Annotated in this window: 18 protein-coding genes; 3 read left to right on the top strand and 15 right to left on the bottom strand. The window is 41.1% G+C overall.

Annotated elements, in window-relative coordinates; genetic code table 11:
* Nucleotides 1-269: 269 nt before the first annotated feature.
* From GQR39_RS20430 to GQR39_RS17115, 14 genes are all read right to left on the bottom strand, one after another.
* A complete protein-coding gene (locus GQR39_RS20430) occupies nucleotides 270-1682 on the bottom strand; it encodes a flagellin (protein WP_165736196.1) in 1413 nt (470 codons plus the stop codon).
* 311 nt (nucleotides 1683-1993) lie between these two features.
* Nucleotides 1994-3247, bottom strand: coding sequence for a flagellar hook-associated protein FlgL (flgL, locus tag GQR39_RS17175; protein WP_165736195.1), 1254 nt, complete (start codon nucleotides 3245-3247; stop codon nucleotides 1994-1996).
* Nucleotides 3248-3249: 2 nt separating this feature from the next.
* Nucleotides 3250-5316, bottom strand: coding sequence for a flagellar hook-associated protein FlgK (gene flgK / locus GQR39_RS17170; protein ID WP_165736194.1), 2067 nt, complete (start codon nucleotides 5314-5316; stop codon nucleotides 3250-3252).
* Between the two features lies 1 nt (nucleotide 5317).
* Nucleotides 5318-6334: a flagellar assembly peptidoglycan hydrolase FlgJ gene (flgJ, locus tag GQR39_RS17165; RefSeq protein ID WP_165736193.1), complete on the bottom strand. Its 1017-nt coding sequence runs from the start codon at nucleotides 6332-6334 to the stop codon at nucleotides 5318-5320.
* 166 nt (nucleotides 6335-6500) lie between these two features.
* Nucleotides 6501-7595: a flagellar basal body P-ring protein FlgI gene (locus tag GQR39_RS17160; protein ID WP_165736192.1), complete on the bottom strand. Its 1095-nt coding sequence runs from the start codon at nucleotides 7593-7595 to the stop codon at nucleotides 6501-6503.
* Nucleotides 7596-7606: 11 nt separating this feature from the next.
* A complete protein-coding gene (gene flgH, locus GQR39_RS17155; protein WP_024599232.1) occupies nucleotides 7607-8290 on the bottom strand; it encodes a flagellar basal body L-ring protein FlgH in 684 nt (227 codons plus the stop codon).
* A gap of 16 nt (nucleotides 8291-8306) precedes the next feature.
* Nucleotides 8307-9095 carry a flagellar basal-body rod protein FlgG gene (gene flgG, locus GQR39_RS17150; protein ID WP_002959420.1) on the bottom strand — a complete coding sequence of 263 codons (789 nt, stop codon included), beginning with the start codon at nucleotides 9093-9095 and terminating at the stop codon, nucleotides 8307-8309.
* Between the two features lie 21 nt (nucleotides 9096-9116).
* Nucleotides 9117-9860 (bottom strand): flagellar basal body rod protein FlgF, encoded by a 744-nt coding sequence (locus GQR39_RS17145; protein ID WP_024589964.1) that lies wholly within the window; start codon nucleotides 9858-9860, stop codon nucleotides 9117-9119.
* A gap of 157 nt (nucleotides 9861-10017) precedes the next feature.
* Entirely contained in the window at nucleotides 10018-11388 is a 1371-nt protein-coding gene (gene flgE / locus GQR39_RS17140) for a flagellar hook protein FlgE (RefSeq protein ID WP_007581862.1), read from the bottom strand.
* Nucleotides 11389-11447: 59 nt separating this feature from the next.
* Nucleotides 11448-12128, bottom strand: coding sequence for a flagellar hook assembly protein FlgD (locus GQR39_RS17135; RefSeq protein ID WP_007581861.1), 681 nt, complete (start codon nucleotides 12126-12128; stop codon nucleotides 11448-11450).
* Between the two features lie 13 nt (nucleotides 12129-12141).
* A complete protein-coding gene (gene flgC, locus GQR39_RS17130) occupies nucleotides 12142-12573 on the bottom strand; it encodes a flagellar basal body rod protein FlgC (RefSeq protein WP_007581860.1) in 432 nt (143 codons plus the stop codon).
* A 5-nt stretch (nucleotides 12574-12578) separates the two neighbouring features.
* The gene (gene flgB / locus GQR39_RS17125) at nucleotides 12579-12986 is read right to left on the bottom strand and encodes a flagellar basal body rod protein FlgB (protein ID WP_002959431.1); all 408 of its coding nucleotides are present in this window, start codon (nucleotides 12984-12986) and stop codon (nucleotides 12579-12581) included.
* 145 nt (nucleotides 12987-13131) lie between these two features.
* Nucleotides 13132-13962, bottom strand: coding sequence for a protein-glutamate O-methyltransferase CheR (locus GQR39_RS17120; RefSeq protein ID WP_007581859.1), 831 nt, complete (start codon nucleotides 13960-13962; stop codon nucleotides 13132-13134).
* Between the two features lie 20 nt (nucleotides 13963-13982).
* On the bottom strand, nucleotides 13983-14915 hold the full coding sequence (locus GQR39_RS17115; RefSeq protein WP_007581858.1) for a chemotaxis protein CheV: 933 nt from the start codon (nucleotides 14913-14915) through the stop codon (nucleotides 13983-13985).
* Nucleotides 14916-15055: 140 nt separating this feature from the next.
* On the opposite strand from GQR39_RS17115, the gene flgA reads away from it, so the two are divergent.
* From flgA to GQR39_RS17100, 3 genes are all read left to right on the top strand, one after another.
* Nucleotides 15056-15763: a flagellar basal body P-ring formation chaperone FlgA gene (gene flgA, locus GQR39_RS17110; RefSeq protein ID WP_007581857.1), complete on the top strand. Its 708-nt coding sequence runs from the start codon at nucleotides 15056-15058 to the stop codon at nucleotides 15761-15763.
* 76 nt (nucleotides 15764-15839) lie between these two features.
* On the top strand, nucleotides 15840-16160 hold the full coding sequence (flgM, locus tag GQR39_RS17105; protein ID WP_007581856.1) for a flagellar biosynthesis anti-sigma factor FlgM: 321 nt from the start codon (nucleotides 15840-15842) through the stop codon (nucleotides 16158-16160).
* A complete protein-coding gene (locus GQR39_RS17100) occupies nucleotides 16153-16584 on the top strand; it encodes a flagellar protein FlgN (RefSeq protein WP_165726470.1) in 432 nt (143 codons plus the stop codon). The genes flgM and GQR39_RS17100 overlap by 8 nt, the downstream gene beginning before the upstream one ends.
* Nucleotides 16585-16731: 147 nt before the next feature.
* Here the strand turns inward: GQR39_RS17100 and GQR39_RS17095 are convergent.
* Nucleotides 16732-23266 (bottom strand): Ig-like domain-containing protein (locus GQR39_RS17095; RefSeq protein WP_206007888.1); only part of this gene is annotated, 6535 nt, incomplete at its 5' end.

Here is a 23266-nt window from a genome sequence, read left to right as displayed (position 1 = left end):
TAACCAAGAGCTGTTACAAATGTATGCTCAGCTCCGTTCTGATTAAGTTAACGGCAGGAGGTAAATTATCTTTAGGAGTATTTTAAAAATAAATTAGTTTATTTGTTTAATAAAACGTAACCAACTGTTTTAAAATTAAAAATAGTTATTTGTTAATTTTTATAACGCATAAATTTATGCTCTAAATAATTTTTACTATCTCAAAAAACAAAAAAACGCACTTCAAGTTGAAGTGCGTTTATATAAACAGTGACTAGTAAACTAAATAATTAGCCACCCAATAAACTAATTGCTGCTTGTGGTATTTGGTTTGCTTGTGAAAGTATTGACGTACCCGCTTGTTGTAATATTTGGTTTTTAGTCATTTCAGCAGTTTCAGTCGCAAAATCTGTATCTTGGATACGGCTACGTGATGCAGATACATTTTCTTGAATATTAGCAAGGTTGCTAATTGTATGACCAAAACGGTTTTGAACCGCACCTAAACCCGCGCGCTGCTCATCAATTTGAGCAAGTGCATCATCAATTACATCAATTGCACTTTGTGAACCTAGCTCTGTTGTTAAATCAATATCTTTAACAGAATCGCCTGTGGCTGCAACAGCAACAGGACCAGCAGCGCCATCAGTTACAGTAAAATCAGCTTTTGAAGATAAGGTTATGACTTCTGCTGAAGTACCTGTAGCACTAGCTACAGGTGAAGTAGCTGTAGATTCCGTAACTGTTGTCGATGTACCAGCGCTATCAGTAAAAGTTGCGGTGCCTGCAGTTCCACCTGTAGTCGTTGCATCGGTATCATCATACGCGCCAAATACAATATCATCCCCTGAAGCTTTGGTTAATACAATATCAGTGCCGTCTTTAGAAGCAACTATACTTCCATCGCTAAATGCAGCATTAATTGCATCTACAGTCGCATCGAGATCTGCTCCACCAGTAATAGATACAGAGTCTAGTTCAAATGTATCATCTTGAGCAATACCTGAAATTTTCGCAGTTGTAACATCAGCAACTGCTGCTGTTACACCATGGTCACCTGTTGTTGCATTAATCGCAGCCGCTTTACCGGCTGCGTCTGATGCACCTGAAGCATCCACATCGTAAGTTTCACCATCTACTGAGAATGAAACGCTTCCAGCTGTAGTAGTGATGTTAGTAGTTGCTTCTTTTGAGCCTATATCTTCTGCTGCTGTGCTACTTAAGCTAATTGAGATTGTTTCATTGGCATTTGCACCGACCTGAAAATTTCGTGTGCCGTATGAGCCGTCTAATAATTGCTGACCTCCGAACGATGTAGTGTCGGAGATTCGCGTTAGCTCTTCTTGTAGGGCAGACACTTCTTTTTGCAATGCATCACGGTCTTCAGCTGAATTTGAACCATTGGCAGACTGCAAGGCAAGCTCTCGCATACGCTGTAGTATATTAGTCGATTCTTGCATAGCGCCTTCTGCGGTTTGCGCCATTGAAATACCATCGTTAGCATTACGCTGAGCAACTGCTAGACCATTTATTTGCGACGTTAATCTGTTTGAAATTTGTAAGCCGGCTGCGTCATCTTTAGCGCTATTGATACGCATACCTGATGATAAACGCTCCATTGACGTTGCTAAGCCTTCGCCAGATCTTGTTAGGTTACGTTGTGCGTTTAGTGACGACACATTAGTATTTACTGTTAATGCCATTTTACCATCTCCTAGGTTTAAACAGAGTGTGGTTCAACACGATTTAACAGGAACCACTGTTCGATAATTTCTTACAATAAGAAAAGCATTTACTGTGCCAACTTTAATTTATTTTTAAGTGGCTGTTTTTAAATGTAAATTAATGGCTTCATGGGAGTTGTAAATAAAGAGTGAAGTTATTTAGAAAGGAGTGACATTTTTTTGCCGCAATTTTGTAGCCAGTTTTTGCCGCAAAGTATTGCCGCTTTAAAGTAGGTAAAGCGGCAAGGTATTTCTGCTTATAATCTGCTTATAATCTGCTTATAATCTGCTTATAAGTAATCGAATAATGAAAGGTTAGTTAAACGGCCAAACGTGGCTTGTGACGCTTGCAGTGCCGTTTCTTGTTTAGTCAGTTCGCTAATAGCTTCTGCCATATCAACTTCAACTAAGTTAGAGCGATTACTTTTATTTTGAATATCGAGTGCTAAGTTTGAATCGCTTACTCTTTCAAGCGCGTTCATACGCCCGCCTAAACTTGCTTGGGTAAACACAACTTGCTCACTGGCGTTTTGTAATTGCACTAAGCCATCAGCAAGTACTTGCTGAAAGTCATCACCCTCAAGTGTGCCGTCATTTAAACCTGTAATAAGCGATTGCAACGTATTAAGTACGTTTTCTTTGCCTGGTTTTTCAAGGCTAAAATCGAGTTGGCCTGGTGCTGTGCCTTCAAATTCAATTTTCATACCTGCAAAATCGATAGGCTCATCAGTAACTTCACCTGTTACTGCGGGGGTTAATGCTGCGCCGTCTCGGTATATTTCGTAGGTTTGTGGGTCTGTTGCTGTAGCACCTGGGCTAACAAGTACGCTATATGTATTTGCGGTTGCTGAAGCTGTTGGGTCTGCGTTGTAATTTGCTTGATGAAACTTATCAAACTCAGCTTGGCCGTCAACATATACACTTGCCGCTGTAATAGAGCCTGAAACACTTGCCGTGTTAGATTCTACATTTAATCGCGCGTTAGTTTTTTCAAACGTATCAAAGCCGTTATCACTCGCTTTAATTGATACACCTTCAGCTATAGTTATTTGGTGTTGCCCTTGGTCACCATTATATGTGTACTCACCCGCCGCAGAATCAAACTGATACGGCTGCGTGCTGTCTTGATATCCTGAAAATATGAATTTTCCGTCTTCTGATCGGGTGTTCATTAAGTTAGCTAGCGTTTGTTGAATGCCACTAAGTTCTGATGCAATCGATTTTAAATCGTCTTTAGTGTACGCACCATTACCAGCTTGAATAGTGAGTTCTTGCGCTTGTTGAATATTACTATTTATACTTTGTAATACGCTTTCTTCAGTTTCTAGCCTGCCGGTAAGCTGATCGATATTTTTAGTGTATTGCTCATTAGTTTGTATTTTATTTGAATACAGCATAGCTTGCGAAATAGCAGCTGGCGCTTCTGAGGTGGTTAAATACTTTTCACCAGTTGTTACTCGCTCTTGAGCATTTGCAACACCTTGTTGGTTGTCGAGTATTTTATTTATGTTGTTTTGGTACATTAAATTATTAGATAAACGCATAATTACCTCGCCGCATTTAATAAGGTGTCAAAAATTTCTTGAGCTGCTGCTAAAACTTGTGCTGATGCTGAGTATGATTGTTGAAAACGCAGTAAATTTGCGGCCTCTTCATCAAGGTTTACACCCGATAGTGATTCATACCATGCCTCAGACTGCTCTGCTAATGCATTAAACGCACTACCGCTTGTTATTGCTTGACCAGTTATAACGCCTATATCACTCACTAACCCTGAATAAGCTTGGTTGAACGTTTTATGGTTGTCGGCCGTTGCTGTTGTTTCTACGTTTAAGCGTACTAATTCGCCATTTTGTAAGTCAGCTAATTTTAAACCATTACGGTTATCGTCAAAGCCGCCTTCGTTAAACTCAAGTGTAAAGGTGTCGCCTGTTGCTGGTGTACCTTCTATGTCAAAATCAAAACCATAATCGCTGTATGGCGTTCCTGCTTGAGATAAAACATTATTACCTGGCGGTGGAATAATAATTGTTGTTGCCGTATTATTTTCATCAGAAATTTGATATTCGTTTGCAGTGCCTGTTTTAACTAGGGTAATACCGCCATTGGTCAAACCGGGAGCGGTGGTAAAACCACCCGATGTCACGCTTGTTACTTCTCCCGCTGAAATAGTAGCGGTGCCTATATTATCTATACTGTTAGCAGTACGGATAGGTGAAGCTAATGCTAAATCTTCGCCGCGCCCGGTTGCAAGCGTTATGCTAGAAGCCGAGTCAGAATTAAGTTTAATTTGAAACTGATCACCCACGTTACCTGTTTTGGTTGTATCTATATTTAATTGTAGTCCGAAGGAGTCTTTTACCGTTGCTAATACTTCTGGTGTTGTAGCTGTTGCCGCTTGATAAGGGACTGCATTTCGAATATCGTCTGCATTTATGATCCCATCAGCTGGGATATCTGCAACTGATGGGTCACCTAGCGGCTCGCCTTTATTATCTACTGGTTGAATAGAAACCGATGCAGCACTCGTATAAGTAATAATAAAGTCACTGGCAGGTAATTCACTGCCTTTACCGGGCTCTACAGTTGCAGTCATACCAGCATCACCAGTATTCGCTTGATACGCATAAGCGCCAACGGTAGGTATATTAAAAATATTACCACCTAGCTGGCCTGTTGCATCCATACCCAATTTGTTTTGTTCGTTAAATGCATCAGCAATAGCTAAGCCCATTTGACCAATTTGGTTTTGCGCAGGGACTAATATGTCATCTCTAAAAGCAAGTAAACCGCCAATTTTGCCTTTAAGCTTGCTTACATCAACTTCAAGCGGCACTGCTTTGCCACCATTAACGTCAAGCGTGAATTCTTTAAAGTTAGGATCAGGATCCCCTGTCATCGAAAATAAGTTAAATGCGCCATTTTGCATAACAACCGCTTCGCCTGTGCCCATAAAAACGAGTTTTTCGCCATTTGGACCATCAAGCGTTTCTATGTCTATTAGCTCTGATAAGTCGCGTATTGCTTTATCGCGTTCGTTATAGGTAGAGCTCGCATCTGCGGCGTTATTAGTGCCATTAACTGCTGCAATATTTTGATTTAGCGTACTAATACTTTGAATGAGTGAGTTTGCTTCGTCTGAAAAAATTTCAAGCTGCTCGTTCACTACACTTTTTTGATCAAGCACGATGCCTGAAAGCCTATCCATTTGATCAATTAAGCTTTGCGCGTCGGTCATTACTAATGAGCGGGCAACGGTAGATGACGGCTGATTTAGTGCTTCTTGTACGTTATTAAATAAAGAGTTAATACCAGTTGATAGATTATTCGACTCTTCAGAAAAAATAGTATCAACTCGATTAGCCTCAGTAATAAACTGATCGAAAAACGATTTATTAGAGGTATCACGATTTAGCTGTGACTGAGCAAACTCGTTCAGTAATCGGTATGTTTCGCCTCGCCCTACTTGGTTATCAACCATAGTAGTAAACTCTGTACGCTCGCGCACATAGCCTTCGGTATTAACATTGGCGATATTTTTACTTGTCGTTTGCAATAGCTCTGAGCTTGCTCTAACTCCAGAACTGGCAATGTTTAATAAATTAAACGACATGTTACTCTACTCCTTGGCGGATCACGTTTGCCGCAATGTCTTTTAGCTGGCTGCTATTGAGCACTTTTTTTATTTTGCTGGCATAATTTGGATCGGTTGCATAACCTGCTTTTTGTAATGAATCTAAAAAGTCGTTTGGTTTTGCTGTATTTTGTAATGCTTCTTGGTAGCGTGGGTTTTGCGTTAAAAAATCAACGAAGTCGTTCACGCTATCTTTAATTGAATCGTAGGCTCTAAAGCTGGCTTGTTTTTTAACGGGTGTACCTTGCTCAAACTCAAGCGTTACTTTGCTTGCTTTATCGCCTTCCCAGCTTTTATCTGACTTAATATTAAATAGGTTATTTGAACTGCCGCCGTCACTTTTATTAATAATGTGTTTACCCCAACCGGTTTCAAGTGCCGCTTGTGCAACCATTACCGCTGGGTTTAAACCAATTTTTTGCGCTGCAGTTTTAGCGTGTTCCCACACTGAACTTACAAACTCTTCTGCATTTTTAAATGTTGGGCTATCGATTTTAGACTCTGCAATATCGACTTTAGGCTCAGCAATATCGGCTTTAGTGTTATTAACGATAAGATCGGGTTGCTTATTTTTTTGCTCATGAGGAAGAGCAGATCCCACTTGTGTATCGCTGAAAATATCGTTGGTTGTTCTAAGTACAGAGCCTGGCATAAAGTTTTTAGACTCAGGCGATAACTGCTGAACAATTAAATCGGCAAGGCCTAACGAGCCATTTGAAGAAAGCTCTGTTGAAAGTTGCTGGTCGTGCATTTCTTCAAAAAACTTTACGCCACTTGAATTAAATGGGCTGTCTTTGTCTTCAAATGCTTCGTTAGCTTTGCGCATTCCTTTGAGCAGCATTTGCGTAAAAATAGCTTCAAATTGTGCGGCCGCTTTTTTGAGCGCAGCTTTAGAGGCATCAGTTGATGCATCGCCACTGGTTAAGGCTTCTTTACGAAGTGAATCTAAGTTGCCTAAATCAAAAAAGTTTTGTTTATCGAGGTGATTAGTTTCCATCGGCTTTTTGACACAAAATGAATAATGCAGTTAAAAATGCAAAAATTGAGCCACTACCGATAAAACAAGGGAGATAAAAATAATAAACTTAAGTTGCTGTAAATAAAAAGCCCTAATTTCAAAAACATAGGGCTTAAGTAATACGTTATTTATTGGCTTGAGTTATTTATATAACAACGAGCTGTCCGTTAATTGCGCCGGCTTCTTTTAGTGCTTCTAAAATAGCCATTAAGTCACCAGGCGCTGCGCCTACTTCGTTAATTGCGCGAACTAAATCGTCAAGGCTTACACCTGGATTAAATACAAAGGCGCGCGAGTCATCTTGATTTACATCAATAATGCTCTGCTGCGTGACAACAGTATCACCGTTTGCTAGCGGGTTTGGTTGTGACACGTTTTGTTGTTCTGCAATTGTTACTGTTAAGCCACCGTGAGTTATAGCGGCAGGCTGAAGCTTAACGTTTTTACCAATGACAATTGTACCAGTGCGCGAGTTAACTATAATTTTAGCGGCCATATCAGCTGGCTTAAATTCTAAGTTTTCGAGTGTTGATAAGTACGATACACGCTGGGATGCATCGCGTGGAGCTATAACACGAATAGAAACAGAATCAATTGCCTGTGCGCTATTTGGGCCAACTAAGTCATTAATTGTTTTTTCTAGGCGTTTTGCCGTTGTAAAGTCTGGGCGGTTTAAATTAAAAGTAATGTAATCGCCTTGCATAAATGGGCTTTCCACGGCGCGCTCAACTGTAGCGCCATTTGGTATACGACCAACTGTAGGGGTGTTAATTACAACTCTACTACCATCAAGCCCTTGTGCGCCTAAGCCACCGACAATTAAACTACCTTGTGCAATTGCGTACACGTTACCGTCTACACCTTTTAAAAAAGTTTGTAGTAAAGTACCGCCACGTAAGCTGCCTGCACTACCAATAGAAGAAACCGTAATATCGATTGCTTGCCCAGGCTTTCTAAATGCAGGTAATTCTGCATGCACAGCAACAGCAGCAACATTTTTAATTTTAGGACTTTGAGTTGAAGGTAGCGTAATACCAAAGCTGTTCAACATGCCTCTAAAACTTTGTTGTGTATATGAGTTTTGCTCGCCAGTGCCCGGTAAACCAACCACTAAGCCATAACCAACTAGCTGGTTAGAGCGTACGCCTTCAACCATAGACACATCTTTTATGCGCTCAGCACTGACGCTAAACTGCCAACCTAATAACACAACTAAACATAAAGCTTTAAGGCTATTCATGTTGTTACCCTCTAAAATGGAAACAGCGAACTGCTAAAGAAACGTGTAAGCCAACCAGGACTTTGCGCTTCTTGCGTTTGCCCTTTACCTGAGTATTGAATACGTGCATTAGCAATACGGTTTGATTCCACCGTATTATCGGCGCTTACGTCTTGAGGGCGTACTAGCCCTTCTAAACGAATAAACTCTTCGCCGGTATTAAGCGTTAGCCATTTTTCACCGCGAATAACTAAGTTACCGTTAGGTAAAACGCGCATTACATTAACCGAAATATCGCCCACTAAGCTGTTTGACTGGTTTGATTTTGAATCACCCGTAAACGACGAATCACTACCAATACCAAACTGAATGCTGTCACCACCTATATTTACAGGTAGACCACCTAATCCAATAACGGGGTCTAAGCTTGCCTCGGTTTCTTTGTCTGTTTCTGTTTTGGCGGCTTTTGTTGCTTGAGTAGACTCTTGCAATTTAACCGTGATTATATCGCCAGTACGTAGCGCTTTTTTATCAGAATATAAGTCGTTTGATGTATGAGTATTAAATAATGAACCTGTGGCTACCAGCGGCTCTAAAATAGGCTCGGGGTACATAGGAGCGTAGTAAGGGTCGTCCTGCACTACTTCACTATTTTGCGTAGACATACAGCCACTTAAAAATAATGTGCCCGCTGCAAATAAAATAATATTACGCATAATTCCCCCTACTCTATTAAAGCTGTTGATTGATGTAACTCATCATTTCGTCAACGGCCGAAATTACTTTTGAGTTCATTTCGTAAATACGCTGAGTTTCTATTAGATTTACTAGCTCTTCAGTTACATTTACGTTTGAAGTTTCGAGTGAGCCTTGAATAATGCTCCCTAACCCTTCAACACCCGGGTTACCTTGTACCGGCGCACCACTTACAGCAGTTTCGGTATAAAGGTTTTGACCAATTGGCTCAAGGCCCGATGGATTAATAAAGTCACTAATTGTTAGCTGACCAATGACCACGTTATCGGCTTGCCCTGCAACACGTACAGATACTTCGCCGTCTTGCGAAACCGTAATTGATTGCGCGTCATCAGGGACATTCATTTCTGGCTGAATAACGTAACCTGCGCCCGATGTTACAATTCGTCCATCGCCATCAGTGGTAAACTGACCATTGCGCGAGTAAGCAATATTGCCATCTGGTTGCAGTACTTCAAAAAAACCTTCACCAGAAATCATCCAATCTAGTGAGTTTTCGGTGGTCAACATGTTGCCTTGCGTAAACTCTTTTTGGTTAGCTACAACTTTAGCACCCGCACCTAACATTAAGCCCGATGGCATTTCGGTATCTTGCGATGAACGACCACCTGGTTGATTAATATTTTGATAAAGTAAATCTTCAAATATAGCGCGGCTTTTTTTGTAGCCTACGGTACTCGCATTCGCTAAGTTATTTGAGATAACCGATATATCGGTTTGTTGAGCGTCTAGCCCAGTTTTACTGATCCATAATGCTGGATTCATAATCGTGTCCTCACTTTAAAGTTAAACTATGCGTAATAACTGATCTTGACGCTCGTCAATTTCTTCAGCTGTTTTCATTAATTTCACTTGTAATTCAAATTGGCGCTGGTGGCTTATCATGTCGACCATTTCATGAACAGGGTTCACATTCGACATTTCAAGCGAACCACTTAAAACTTTTACATTGGCAGAGGTATCTACTGTTACATTTGCTTTTGGTCTAAATAAACCATCGTTACCTTTTTCGAGCTGTGAGCTATTTGCTTCTACCACTCTAAGCGTATCTATTTCTTCTAAAAAGTTAGCGGGAGCGCCCTGTGGTCGAACTTGAATAGCGCCATCTTGGCTAAACCCTATTTTTTCGACTGGGACGGGTAAAATAACAGGTCCCCCTTCGCCAATAACTTGACGACCGTGGCTGGTTACGAGCATGCCTTGAGCAGTAATGTTTAACGTACCCACTTTTGTGTAAGCTTCATTACCGGAGGCATCTTGCACAGCAAGCCATGCGTTATCGCTCATCGCGATATCTAAGTCGCGCCCGGTTTGAACAATGCCACCCGATACCATGTTAGAACCCGGACGCTCTTGCATTGAAAATACACGGGTAGGCAAACCTTCGCCAAACGCTTGCATAGAACGCGCTTGCGCAAAGTCGGCTTTAAATCCTGTTGTATTTGCATTCGCCAAATTATTGGCTTTAAGCGCAAGCCCTTGTAGGCTTTGCTTAGCGCCAGAGGCCGCAATGTAGACCATTTTGTCCATAGTATCGACTCACATAAAAAATCTCTGAACTTATAAATGCAAAATAGGTGCCAGATTAAATTTGACGCAACATTGGGAGGTATTTAGAAGGGCTTACAAAGAGGACTTATAAAAAAGGCTGCAAAAATGCAGCCTAATATATTTAATGAGGTTTAGCTTATCGAATCTGCAAAATACTTTGCTGAATAGTTGAGTTAACTTCAAGCGCACGTGAGTTTGCTTGGTAATTACGCTGTGCAGTAATTAAGTCTACTAGTTCATTAGTAAGGTTTGTATTTGATTGCTCAAGCGCTGATGAGTTAATTCCACCAAATGTACCCGAACCAGCTTCACCCGCTACAGGTTCACCTGAATCAATACTTTGCTTCCAGCTTGTATCACCCACTTGTGATAACCCTTGTGAATTTGGAAAACGTACCATAGCCACTTGGCCTAGGAATGTTGAGTCACCATTACTGTAAGAAGCGACAATTTTACCGTCTGTGCCAATATCAATTCCGGCTAAACGACCAACTGTTGAGCCATCTTGATCGAGTGCTTTTACTTCAAAACCACTTGAATACTGAGTTGGGATACGTCCTGCCGTGTTATTTTCATCGCGCCAGTTAAGCTCAATACCAGTACCAGGGAAAGTTGCACCATTGTCTAGTAATGTTGATAAACCAGCGCCAGAACCCGCTGGTAGTAATATTTCATCAAAAGTAGTTGTATTTGTATTTGCCACACCACCTGTTGTTGATGGCAAACCACTTGAGTTAAAACCTAGGGTAGTCAGTGGTGTATAAGGTGTCGTTGTTTGTTCTCCACCAGTTGTGCCATCAACTACTTTGCCATCGAGTGTTGCGTATACTTCCCAACTGTTATCTGTACCACCTGCTGCGGCATCATCTTCTTTAGCAAAAAAGTACTGTAAGATGTGCGGCTCACCTAGTGAATCATATACTGTTGTTGACGTAGATGAGTTATAAGTACCACTAGACGTAGGGTCAAAATCTAGACCTGATGGATCCGCCGTTGCATCTAAGTTAAACGACAAAAATACATTTTCTGTTGCGCGAGGAGAACCAGACGAATCAGGGATTTGAATTGGATCAGTTGTGCTCAAACTTACCGACGTTGTATCACCTGTAGATGAATCAACAGGGAATGCTTGTAAAAAGTTACCTTTTGCGTCAACCATAAAGTTATCTTGGTTAAGCTTAAATGCACCCGCACGTGTATATGTTAAATCTTGCGAAGATAAATCGTCGGTCATCGCAAAATAACCTTCACCAGTGATTGCTAAATCAAGTGAGTTATTTGTAAATTGCAGTGAGCCTTGGTGAAACTGCTGCGCAACCATGGTTGTTTGCACACCGTCACCATTTTTAGTCTTACCAGAGCTAAACACTGATGAAGCGTAAACATCGGCAAACTCAGCGCGTGACTCTTTAAAACCTGTGGTATTAACGTTTGCAATATTATTTGCCGTTACGTCTAAATCTTTTTGCGCGGCAGCAAGGCCGGTTAATGCAATATTGAAGCTCATAATTCACCTCTAACCTGTTAGTCTGTGGCCTGCTAGCAGGCGAAAAATACTAAAATTTATTACGCGATTTCTGCTACATCTGTCAGCCTAACCGCACCTTCTTTAGTGTTAATAATAATGCCACTTGAGCCATTAATATTAACGCTTTCAATGTTCTTGAATGTAGCAATGGGCAAGCTTGAAAATTCGCCGTCAGTACTTCCTTCGGCGGTTACTGAGTATTCACCTTCAGGTAAACGCTCACCGGCTTCATTTTTGCCATCCCACGCAAAACGTACTGCACCTGCTGATTGAGAACCCATATCAATAGTTCTCACTAGCTGACCTGATGCATCTGTCACTTTAATTTTTAAGTTATCAACGGCTTCTTCTGCCACTGCAGAGCCTCTGGCATCACCCGTTTCATTTAAATCCAGGGTGTTTGACTCAAGTAAAGCTTGCTTGCCAACAAGTGTTGATGCTTGCAATGCTGAATTTGATGTCATAGAAGACGCTAAGCTATCAAAATTTGAATTTAAATCGCTGATGCCTTGCGCCATTGTGAAACTAGTCATTTGCGCAATCATTTGATCGTTATCCGCAGGGTTACTGGGATCCTGAAACGATAATTGCTGAGTTAACAAAGAGAAAAAGTCTTCTTGTGTTAACGCATCACTCTCATTATCACTGGTCGCTACTTGCGATTCTTGCCAGCGTATAGAGTCTAAATAGGATGAAGATGTACTAATATCGTTACTCATAACCTACCCTCGGTTACCGCTGCCCTAGCAACAGTGTTTTACTTAGCATTTGCTTTGCTGCATCAGCAACTTGCACGTTTGTTTGGTAAGAACGAGAGGCAGAAATCATATTTGCCATCTCCTCTACAACATTGACGTTGGGTTTATAGATATAGCCATTTTCATCCGCACTTGGATGGTTTGGGTTATATTCAATTTGTAATGGTGCATTACTTTCAACAATGCCCAAAACCTTAACACCAACTGCGGAGCCCTGTTGGTTACTTACTGATGCTGAAGCCTTTGTTAGCTCAGCCGCAAATACAGGTTGGCGCGCTCGGTACGTTTTGTCTTGAGATGAACTAATGGTATTAGCATTAGAAATATTACTAGCTGTAGTATTTAAGCGAACGTTTTGTGCGCTCATACCCGAACCTGCAATATCGAAAACATTATATAAACTCATAATTTTTATCCTTGACTACCGAGAGCTTTATTCAGGCCTTTAAATTTACCGCTTAAAAATTGCAAGCTGGCCTGATACTCCATAGCATTCTGTGTATACAAGTTTCGTTCCACTTGTATATCAACCGAGTTACCATCACCTGTATCTGATTGATTTGGCAAACGAAATGATTCTGAACTGCCCATACTATGAGTACCTCCACCAATGTGTTTATCATTAGTTCTTACCATAGTATTGCCGCTTTGCTGGGTTGACCTTGCCGCTTTTAATGCAGAGGCAAAATCAATATCTTTTGCTTTATAGCCAGGCGTATCAGCGTTAGCTATATTAGTTGCAATTAATTCAGCTCGCTGTGAACGGATCAACATGGCTTGCGGATGCACACCTAATGCTTTATCAAAACTGATAGCCATAACCTTCTCCAAAAAATTGACTTACCCATGAATAAAGCAAAAAATAAGCCATTAATGTTAGGAAGTGTTATATTTTTATAAGACTATGTATCTAAATAGAAAAACGACGCTTGGTGCGTCGTTTTAGGGAAATGAATTAACTTAATTATTTCTTTTGGTAAATGATACCGGGGTTGCATCTAACCATATCAAATTCAGTACTTAGACCAGTTAGGGACTCTGACGCTCCTAAAAATAAGTACCCTTTTGGGTTTAATGCTTGTGCAAACTGATTAATAATTTTAGCTTTTATTTCAGGCGCAAAGTAAATAAGTACATTACGGCAAAAAATAATATCAAACTTGCCCATTAACGCGTAAGAATCAAGCAAATTCAGGTGCCTAAAACTAACTTGTTTTTTTATTGTATCGTTTACTTGTGCCATACCATTGCCGCTGTCTTTAAAAAACTTTTTACGACGCTCTGCAGATAACCCTCTGGCAAGTGCAAGCGCGTCATACTCTGCATTTTTACACATATCAAGCATGGTATTAGATATGTCGGTACCAATAATTTGTGCACCCATACGAAGCACACCAGGTTGCTTAGTATTAAATTCAGCTACTGACATAGCTATTGAATAGGGTTCTTGTCCTGATGAGCTGGCAGCAGACCAAATTTTTAAAGGCCTTCTTAAGTCTTTAAACTCAGGAAAAAGCTTATTTTGGAGCAACTCAAACGGGTATTGATCTCTAAACCACAACGTTTCGTTTGTGGTCATTGCATCAACCACTGCGGCTCTTAATTGCCGCTCGTGAGGCCCGAGAGTTTTACTAACCAACTCCGATAAAGATCCCACATTAAATCGAGTCATTAACGGAGCAAGTCGGCTTTTAACTAAATACTGTTTGTTTTCACCTAAAACAATGCCGCATTGCTGCTCTAAAAACGAACGAAACTGGTCGTATTCACTTTGCTGCAAATCTTTATTATTCAAGTTAGTAGCACCTATTTTTGTTAATCACAATGAACCCACTTTTTAACTGCTGTTGCTAATTCGTCTGGGTTAAATTTAGCAATAAAGTCATCTGCCCCGACTTTTTCAATCATAGCCTGGTTAAAAACACCACTCAGAGAGGTATGCAAAATAACATGCAAAGGTGCAAGTTTGGGATCTGCTTTTATTTCAGCTGTTAAGGTATAGCCGTCCATTTCTGGCATTTCAACGTCTGAGATAAGTAACGCTACTCGCTCAGTAATATCGTTTTTACAATCAAGCTCTGCTATTTCTTTTAATCTTATAAGTGCTTCTTTACCATTTTTGGCAAGCTCTGTTTGCACGCCTAACGGCTCTAGGGCACGTTTAACTTGATTACGCGCAACAGCAGAGTCATCTGCAATAAATACGATACGTTCGCCTAAATCTTTTTGAATATCGCCACTTTGTGCAACTTCAGCACTTACTTCTGTGTTTACTGGGCAAATTTCGTTGAGAATTTTTTCTACATCGAGAATTTCGACTAATTCATTTTCGATTTCGGTCACTGCCGTTAAATATGAATAACGTCCGGCGCCTGATGGCGGTGGCATTATTTTTTCCCAATTCATATTTACAATACGTTCAACTCCGCCCACTAAAAACCCTTGCACAGAGCGATTGTATTCAGCAATGATTATAAAGCTGTCTTTAATGTTGTCGATTGGGCGCCCACCTACAGCCATTGATAAATCAATAACCGAAATGGTTTGACCACGAATATGTGCAACACCACGAATATACGGATTAGATTTTGGCATGCTTGTTAGTGGAGGGCATTGCAGCACTTCTCTCACTTTAAATACATTAATACCAAAACGCTGACGCCCTCTGAGCTTAAATAAAAGTAATTCTAGGCGGTTCTGCCCAACCAACTGTGTGCGTTGGTTTACTGAGTCTAAAATGCCTGCCATTCAAATCTCCTAAAGAAAACAAATAATACGGAACGATAATTGCTTTCTATTTATAAAGCTACATAACATCGCGGGTGCGTCTACTTTTTGACGCAAAATATTTATACCCTGTTTGAAACCATAAGCATAGTCGAAACATTATGAGTTTGTTAAAAAAAATCAGAAGATACAGTGTTTTTTATTTTGTTACTAGCTTGTGCTTTGTATTCCCTTTGCAAGCTAAAGTGTTTAGTAAAGATTTATTACAAGACATGGCCGTTGCTTATATAGCTAAGCAGATTGGTACATTGCAAAATACTAATACTCAATTAAGTGCACTGCCTTTAGATAGTCGCATTCCTGATCGTGTCTGTAATACTGAACTTGAATTATCAACATCCGATGAGCCACCATTTAACCGCCAAGTAACCTTACAAGCCAAGTGCAATGATGCGCAAACGTGGGCTCAATACGTTCATGTAAGAGTTGTTGAAATGGCTCCAGTTGTTGTTGCCACTGCTAATTTAACCCGCGGTGAAGTAATAACTAAATCGCATTTAAGTATTGAAATGAAACCAACTCACTTTGTACGCATACAGTACTTAGATGACCCCACAATGCTAATAGGCAGCAGAAGTAAACGAAATATTAGAAGTGGTATGCCAGTATTACTAAACCAAATTTGTATGGTGTGTAAAGGTGACTCTGTTAATATTTACGCTAACCTTAGAGGCCTTAGAATTAAAACCACAGGTATTGCTTTAGAAGACGGTACTTTGGGCGAACAGATACAAATAAAAAACAAAAAATCAGGTAAAGTTTTAAATGCGCGAGTAGATGGTGTAGAGTCTGTTCAAGTGAATATTTAATTTAGATTTATACTAAAGTATCCTACGTATATGCCGATAACATGGCATAAGTTGGGTAATATACGGGTTTATTATTATGGTTAATCAAGTTAATGGCAGTAATCAACAAGCTAATGCGTTAACAAATGCAAAGCAACAACAAGTTGATTTAAAAAAAGATAACGCAAATACACAAGCGACGCAGACTCCTTCGCCTAAAGCAGCAAGTGACTCTGTAAGCTTGACGCCGCAAGCGCAGCAATTAAAAACGCTTCAAGATAAAGCACAGCAATCGTCTGGCTTTGATAGCGATAAAGTTGCTGAGCTTAAAAAAGCAATAACCGAAGGTAAATATCAAGTGGACAGTGAAAAGCTTGCTAAAAACTTAGCTGATTTTGAGTTTAACGTGTATGGCTGATCATAATAGTTTAATTAGCGTAAAACTAAACCAACAAGTAAGTTGTTTAGACTCTTTGCACGCGCTATTAAACGACGAGCTTACTGCTATTGCCTCACGACGTGGTGCTGGTTTAAAAGAAATTACCCAACAAAAAATGTCTTTTTTAACTAAGTTAAGCACTCTAGATAAAGAGCTAAGTAAGCTAATTGCCAGTAACGATACACAAAACCCTGAAATATCTGAGCTAATAAGCCAAGTTAAAACTCAACTTGCGCAGTGCCAAAAACAAAATAATGTTAATGCTCATGCCGCTCGCCAAGCGCAACTAAGTGTTAAACAATTAAAAGAGATATTAATTGGCGCACCAACGTCAATGACCTACGACCAAGCCGGTAAATCTGTAAATACCGAGAGTAAACTGGTTCGTAATTTAAAAGCTTAAGCCCAAAATTTTACATTAAAAAAGCCTTATTGATTTATCAATAAGGCTTTTTTAATGTCCTTTATTCTTAAATTTCGTTATAAATAATATCAATTTTCTTAATAATGTAAGCCCCCTTAATAAATAATTAAGAGGGCTCTATTAATATTAAATATCCGTTTGATTATTACTACTTTCAATTAAGTGTTTAATCATCTCTTCCGATTGATTTTGTACATCAACCGCAGATGCTGCTGCATCAATGCTTCCCCCACTTTGAGCTGGAGTATAAGCAATTGCAGAGCCTTCTTCATCAAGTAGATTATTTAAAGCAACTAACTGCTCTGTTTCAGAGTCAATTATTACATCGTTTATGCTTAGTGGTTCTGCTTCACTAACTTCTACCACCTGCTCTGGCGTGCTTGCCATTGTTCCTACATTTGCTAAATTGATGGTTTCGGTGTTTAACACTTCATCACCTTGCGTATCACCCAATGCTGACTCTTCGCTAAATGATGCTGGCATAATGTCGCCAGCACCTGAACCTGATTCAGAGGTGTAAATATTGCCGGACTGCTCTACCTCGTTACCCGTATTTTTAATCAAGTAGTTTCCGACTTCATCAACAGTAACAAAATAATATTGCTCCCCTCCACCAATGTTTAGGTTGGCTAAGTTTAAAAACCCTCCCCAATCTCCATTGCTATCTGAAGTAAAGCTGCTTGAAAGTTCTAATACATCTAAATCTAGACCGAGTAAGTCAATGCCTAATAACGAAGAGCCAATAATGTATACTTCAGTATCTGGCTCTGTTGTCCCTTCAACTGATGGGAGTAAAATACCTAATATTCCTGAACTAAAATCAGTAACCTCAAAACCTATTGGCGTGGTATCAATAACCAATCCAGATAAACTACCGCTTGATGTTGTATTACTTGATGCATCAGTTGCGACAGCTGTTACAGTATAAGCCCCATCAGCTAACTCCGTATCCGGTGAAGCACTCCATTCACCGGATGCGTTAGCAGTTACCTGTTTAGTGACTTCTGTTGCACCGCTAAAGGTGACTAATATAGTTTCACCTGCGCCAGCAGTCCCTGTAACAAGCGGATTTTGATCTGCGGTTAGCTCTAACCCCGAGTCAATTGTAATACCTGAGTCAATTGCGCTACTTGATGATTGCGTACCTGTATTACCTGCGCTATCAGCAATGCTTACATCTACGCTGTAATTACCCTCAGGAAGTACTTGTGTAGAGGTCACGCTCCAAGTTCCATCAGGCCCAACTGTTGTTTGAACATTATGAGTGGCACCAGCTGAATCAGTAAACATAACTATAACATTTTGTCCTGCAAAGCTTCCAATTACTGACCCCGTAACAGTAGGTGTTGTATCTTGCCCTACCAATATTGGATCTATGACTACAGTTGGCGCTGTGTAGTCTGTGCTTGACACCATAGTATCGCTAGCAGAATTACCCGCTGTATCGCTTATTGATGCTGTTGCACTAAAGCTACCTTCACTAAGTGCGGTGGTAGCTGTGACTGACCATGTGCCATCGCCTTCAACTTGAGCGGTAATAGTTTGTGAATCGTTATTATCATCAGTAATAACCACACTCACATTTGTACCTGCTGGTGCATCACTTATACCTGTTATAGTCGGTAGCGGGTTATTGGTTACAGGTAATTGATCAACTTCAACTGTTGGTGGTGTTAAATCAATTATTCCACCAAGACTTGTAGAGCTTGAAAGCCCTAATTCTTCAACTGTAGCACTTACAGTAAAGGCGCCTTCAGCTAATGGTGTTGTAGGTATTAGAGTCCATTCACCGGCAATGGCTGTGGTGTTATATGTCGTTGCTGTACCGCTACTATCGGTAATAACTACCTGTACATCACCTGCTAATACATCCGTGGTACCTGTAATCGTAGGCGTTGTATCGCTTGTATCAATTATTGTGTTTATCAACAAACTTGGCAGGGTTGTACTGACAGTACCTATTTGATTTACAGTGGTTGTATTACCAACGCTATCGGTACTTATGGCCTCAACTGTAATTTCTCCTTCAGGTAATAAAGAAGCAATGACAGACCAAGTGCCATCTCCTAAAACAGTAGTAGTAACTGTTTGTACTGCGGCTGTTGAGTCAGTGATATTTACAGTAATTAAACTCCCTACTTCCTCATCGCTAGAGCCTGTAATTGTTGGTGTTAGAGTATTAAGTACTCCGAACGCATCTATTTCTAACGCTGGCGGAATGGTGTCTATAGTTACTTGTTCAATGGCTGACTGCCCAGTATTACCTGCGGCATCAGTAATACTCGCATACACATCATAAACACCATCAGATAAGCTGGTGGTTACTAAAGACCAAGTACCATTACTACCAACTACAGCATCAAATACTGTTTCATCACCATTGCTACCAATAACAGTTACGTCAATGTTTGTACCTTCAGGCTCTTCCGATGTGCCTGAAATAGTTAATAAATCGGTATCGCTAATGCTCAGTGGTAAAATTCCAACTACTGGTACTAGCGTATCAACGACGAATTCAAGCGTATCAGTTACTACATTACCTGCTTCGTCTGTAATACTCACATTAGCAACGTGCTGCCCTTCAGTTAGTGCATCTACCTCGAGTGAAAATAACCCAGCTGCATTAACCGTAGTGGTTAAAACTGAACCTCCATCAAGTTGTATTTCAACAACACCATTAATTAAATCGCTAGTCCCTTGAATAATTGGAGTAGAATCTGACGTTGTACCAATCACTTGCAAATTAAGCGTTGGCGAGATGGTATCTACTACACTGCTTAGCAGCTGTGTAGCTGTGATTCCGACTTCACTTAATACATTTACAGTTACAGTAAACACGCCCTCAGCAAGTGATTGAGGAACCTGTACAGCCCATGAATTATCTGCCTGCACTATGGCAACCAAATCTTGTGCTATGTTATCGCTATCTACCACTCTCACTAGCACTTCTGTGCCTGGGGCTTGGTCGGTCGTACCGCTAATTATTGGTAAATCTCCCTCGCCAGTTACAAAGTCAACCACCGCATTAAGTAACGGCGTTGAAGCATCTACATCTGCAGTCGTAATAGTGGTGGTGTTACCCGCTTCATCAGTTGCAGAGGCTTCAACAACTGATAGACCAATAATATTAACCGCTAGGCCTAATAACTCCCAATCACCATTTGCATCTGTGGTTACATCGTATGTTAAATCGAGTAAATCACCTGCAAGCTCTAGAGTAACCGTAACGGTTTTACCTTCGCCCAAATCAGATGTGCCAGATAAAGAAACCAACTGACCTAATAGGAACGAAGGCACAATTGTTAGCTCTGGCCCAACTGTATCTACCTCACCGCCGGTTTTATTGTCGACCGAAGTATTGCCCGCAGCATCGCTAATAGTTGCACTAACACTGTAAACACCGTCAGCTAAAATATTATTAGCAGCGGCTTGCCAGTCTCCATTGCCATCGGTTTGAACGGTCATTTGATGAGAAACTCCAGCTGAATCCGTAAACGTAACAATAACGTTTGTATTTGCTTCGTTAGATGTGCCTGTAATTAGCGGTGTGCTATCTTGGGTCAGTACCAATGAACTTTGATTAATACTAATTTCGGGAGCAATTGTATCAATAGTTGCTGTATTTGTTGCGTCCCCGGTATTACCCGCGCTGTCAGTAACAAATACTTCAACTGAATAATCTCCTTGTGATAGAGAGCTAGTTGCCTCTACAGACCATACACCACCCGTTTGAACTGTTGTATTTACAGTATGCTCATTACCTTGTGCATCAGTGAATACCACTGCAACAGCATCACCCACATTGGCACCTGTCACACCTCCAGAAATACCCGGGGTTAGGTCTGTACTTCCAACAATATCGTTAATAGTCACAACAGGTGCTGTTATATCAACTTCCCCTGTAATACTTGTGTTTACAGGATTACCTGCAGTATCTGTTGTTGAAGCTAAAACCGTGTAAGTGCCCTCGCTCAACTCTGTACTTGCAGCGACTGACCATGTGCCGTTTGCACCAACAGTAGCATTAACCGTTTGCTCTACACCTAAGCTATCTGTAATTAAAATAGCGACTATGGCGCCTTGTGGAGCTGTAGTTGTGCCTGAAATTGTTGGCGTTGTATCATTTGAAATTGTAAGCGGTGTAATATTAAGGGCTGGTGGAGTTAAATCGATAACACCGCTACCTGTTGTATTACTCGTTAAGCCTCCTTCAGTTACACTTGCCGAAACAGTAAATTCACCTTCAGGTAGAATATCTGTCGCATCAACACTCCAGATCCCACCTACCACAGTTGTAGTTACAGTATGTGAAACGATATTAACGTCAGTTATAACGACTGTGATCACCGAGTTATCTATTGCACTACTTGTGCCTGATATTGCTGGTGTTTGATCGTTCGTATCAACAATTGTATTAATATTAATTGTAGGCGCATTGGTATTTAAAGTTGCGGTACTATTTGCAACTGATTCATTCCCTGCGGCATCAGTAACACTTGCAGAAACTGTAACTTCACCATCAGTTAGTACATCTGTAATATCTACAGTCCAAGCACCTCCTGCACCAACAACAGTTGTGTAAGTCTCGGTACTATCTGCATCGGTCACAGTTACTGTAATACTCGTGTTTTCAGGTTCATTGGATGTGCCTGAAATAGTTGGCGTGCTGTTATTAATTGTACCTAATGCATTTATAGTAATACTTGGTGCTTGAGTATCAACAAAACTCGAACCTGTATCGGAGCCTGTATTACCAGCATCATCGGTAATACTTACCTCTACATCATAATTGCCATCTGGCAAGCTTGGCGCTGTAACTTGCCAATCGCCGCTAGCATCAACTATTGCAGTTAAAGTATGTATATCACCGTTGCTATCTGTAATAACTATATCGACCACCGTATCCTGTGGTTCAGTTGAAGTGCCATTTATAACTGGTGTCTCAGTGTTAAATACAGTTATGTCATTAAGTACAATAACAGGTACTTGGGTATCAATTGTTAAATCAATAGTCGTGCTGCTGGTATTATTAGCGTCATCGGTAATACTTACTTGCGCCGTATAATCACCATCAACAAGTGCTACGGGGACATCTACTTGCCAATTGCCATCAGTACCCACTGTTGCTGTTAATGTTTGACCGCCGATAAGTATGGTTACATCAGCACCAATCTCATTACTCGTGCCTGAAATTGTAGGGGTTGTATCTATTGTCGCATTAACTTCGTTCACAATTAATGTAGGAGCAACGCTATCTATTTCACCTTGAGCCTGCTGCGTTGTTAAATTACCAACACTGTCTCTAACCTCTGCAACAACAGTGTATTGACCTTGCGCTAGCTCTGCTGGTACATCTGCAGACCAACTGCCACCGGCTTGAACTGTCGCAGTAAACGCTTGGCTTTCTCCTTCACTATCAGTCACGGTTATATTAATTACAGTGCCTTGCCCCATATCGGTGGTGCCGCTAATTACTGGCGTACTGTCATTAGATAAAGCATCGACACTAACGGTTAATTCTGGTGCTACGTTATCAAAATCAAGTGTATTGATTGTTCTGACATTACCAGCGGCATCCGTTGCACTGGCAGTCACATAGGCAAGGTTTAGTAAAGGTACTGTTATGTTTGCAAGCCCCCACGTACCATCAGGATTTGTTGTCGCTGTATAAGTTGCGCCAACTAACCCACCAACTAGGTACTCTGTAATAGTGATTACAGAGCCTCCTGGTAAATCAGAATCCCCCGAAAGAGAAACCAAATTTCCTAATAAAAACGATGGAATAATTTCAAGATCCGGAGCGGTTATATCCACTTCGCCAGTGTCTGTACCCGTGCCTGTGTTGCCTGCTGCATCGGTGATGCTGGCGCTGACGCTGTAATTACCTTCAGCTAATGTGCCTGTTGGTGTCGCACTCCAGTTACCATTGGCATCGGTTTGTACATCAATGCTTTGAGTAGCATTTGTTGCATCGGTAAACGTAACCGTGATGGTGCTGTTAGGCGCATCACTGGTGCCAGTAACCGTCGGTGTGCTGTCGTTTGTTAATAATGGCGCATCCACGGTAATACTTGGTGCAGCGATGTCTATTGTGCCGCTGCCTGTAATATCGGTGCTGTTGCCTGCCACATCGCTGATGTTAGCGGTGATCGTGTACGGCCCTTCTGCAAGTGCTGTTGGCACTTCGACTGAGAAGTTGCCATCAGCATCTACAGTGGTGGTAAAGGTTTGTGTATTGCCTTGATCGTCGACTACGGTGAAGTTAATAACCGTGCCTTCAACGGCATCACTTGTGCCACTGAGTGTCGGAGTAATGTCATTACTTGAACCTGGATTCGTTAGGATCAATGTCGGTGCGGTGGTGTCTATTTCACCAGCGCCAGTAGCGGTGGTGTCATTGCCTGCTGCATCGCTCACGCTTGCGCTGATGGTGTATCCACCTTCTGCAATGGCTGCCGGTACAGGAATTGACCACGTACCATTAGCAAGTACGGTGGCGCTCATTGTTTGTGGTGTGCCACTGCTATCTGTCACTATAACCGTTACCGTACTGCCTTGCGGTGCATCACTACTGCCTGCAATCGTTGGCGTAGTGTCGTTGCCTACACCGTTGTTGGTAATAACAAGGCTCGGACCTGTTAGGTCTATCAGACCTGTCTCG

The organism is Pseudoalteromonas sp. C8 (assembly GCF_011378685.1).
GTDB classification, from domain to species: domain Bacteria; phylum Pseudomonadota; class Gammaproteobacteria; order Enterobacterales; family Alteromonadaceae; genus Pseudoalteromonas; species Pseudoalteromonas arctica.
Note: the sequence above shows the minus strand (reverse complement) of the source record. Positions and strands in the feature narration are given on the sequence as shown.

Bases quoted from the DNA above. Each gene is read 5' to 3' on its own strand.
- GQR39_RS20430 (WP_165736196.1), bottom strand. From the start codon at position 1,682: ATGGCATTAACAGTAAATACTAATGTGTCGTCACTAAACGCACAACGT.
- flgL (WP_165736195.1), bottom strand. From the start codon at position 3,247: ATGCGTTTATCTAATAATTTAATGTACCAAAACAACATAAATAAAATA.
- flgK (WP_165736194.1), bottom strand. From the start codon at position 5,316: ATGTCGTTTAATTTATTAAACATTGCCAGTTCTGGAGTTAGAGCAAGC.
- flgJ (WP_165736193.1), bottom strand. From the start codon at position 6,334: ATGGAAACTAATCACCTCGATAAACAAAACTTTTTTGATTTAGGCAAC.
- GQR39_RS17160 (WP_165736192.1), bottom strand. From the start codon at position 7,595: ATGAATAGCCTTAAAGCTTTATGTTTAGTTGTGTTATTAGGTTGGCAG.
- flgH (WP_024599232.1), bottom strand. From the start codon at position 8,290: ATGCGTAATATTATTTTATTTGCAGCGGGCACATTATTTTTAAGTGGC.
- flgG (WP_002959420.1), bottom strand. From the start codon at position 9,095: ATGAATCCAGCATTATGGATCAGTAAAACTGGGCTAGACGCTCAACAA.
- GQR39_RS17145 (WP_024589964.1), bottom strand. From the start codon at position 9,860: ATGGACAAAATGGTCTACATTGCGGCCTCTGGCGCTAAGCAAAGCCTA.
- flgE (WP_007581862.1), bottom strand. From the start codon at position 11,388: ATGAGCTTCAATATTGCATTAACCGGCCTTGCTGCCGCGCAAAAAGAT.
- GQR39_RS17135 (WP_007581861.1), bottom strand. From the start codon at position 12,128: ATGAGTAACGATATTAGTACATCTTCATCCTATTTAGACTCTATACGC.
- flgC (WP_007581860.1), bottom strand. From the start codon at position 12,573: ATGAGTTTATATAATGTTTTCGATATTGCAGGTTCGGGTATGAGCGCA.
- flgB (WP_002959431.1), bottom strand. From the start codon at position 12,986: ATGGCTATCAGTTTTGATAAAGCATTAGGTGTGCATCCGCAAGCCATG.
- GQR39_RS17115 (WP_007581858.1), bottom strand. From the start codon at position 14,915: ATGGCAGGCATTTTAGACTCAGTAAACCAACGCACACAGTTGGTTGGG.
- flgA (WP_007581857.1), top strand. From the start codon at position 15,056: ATGAGTTTGTTAAAAAAAATCAGAAGATACAGTGTTTTTTATTTTGTT.
- flgM (WP_007581856.1), top strand. From the start codon at position 15,840: ATGGTTAATCAAGTTAATGGCAGTAATCAACAAGCTAATGCGTTAACA.
- GQR39_RS17100 (WP_165726470.1), top strand. From the start codon at position 16,153: ATGGCTGATCATAATAGTTTAATTAGCGTAAAACTAAACCAACAAGTA.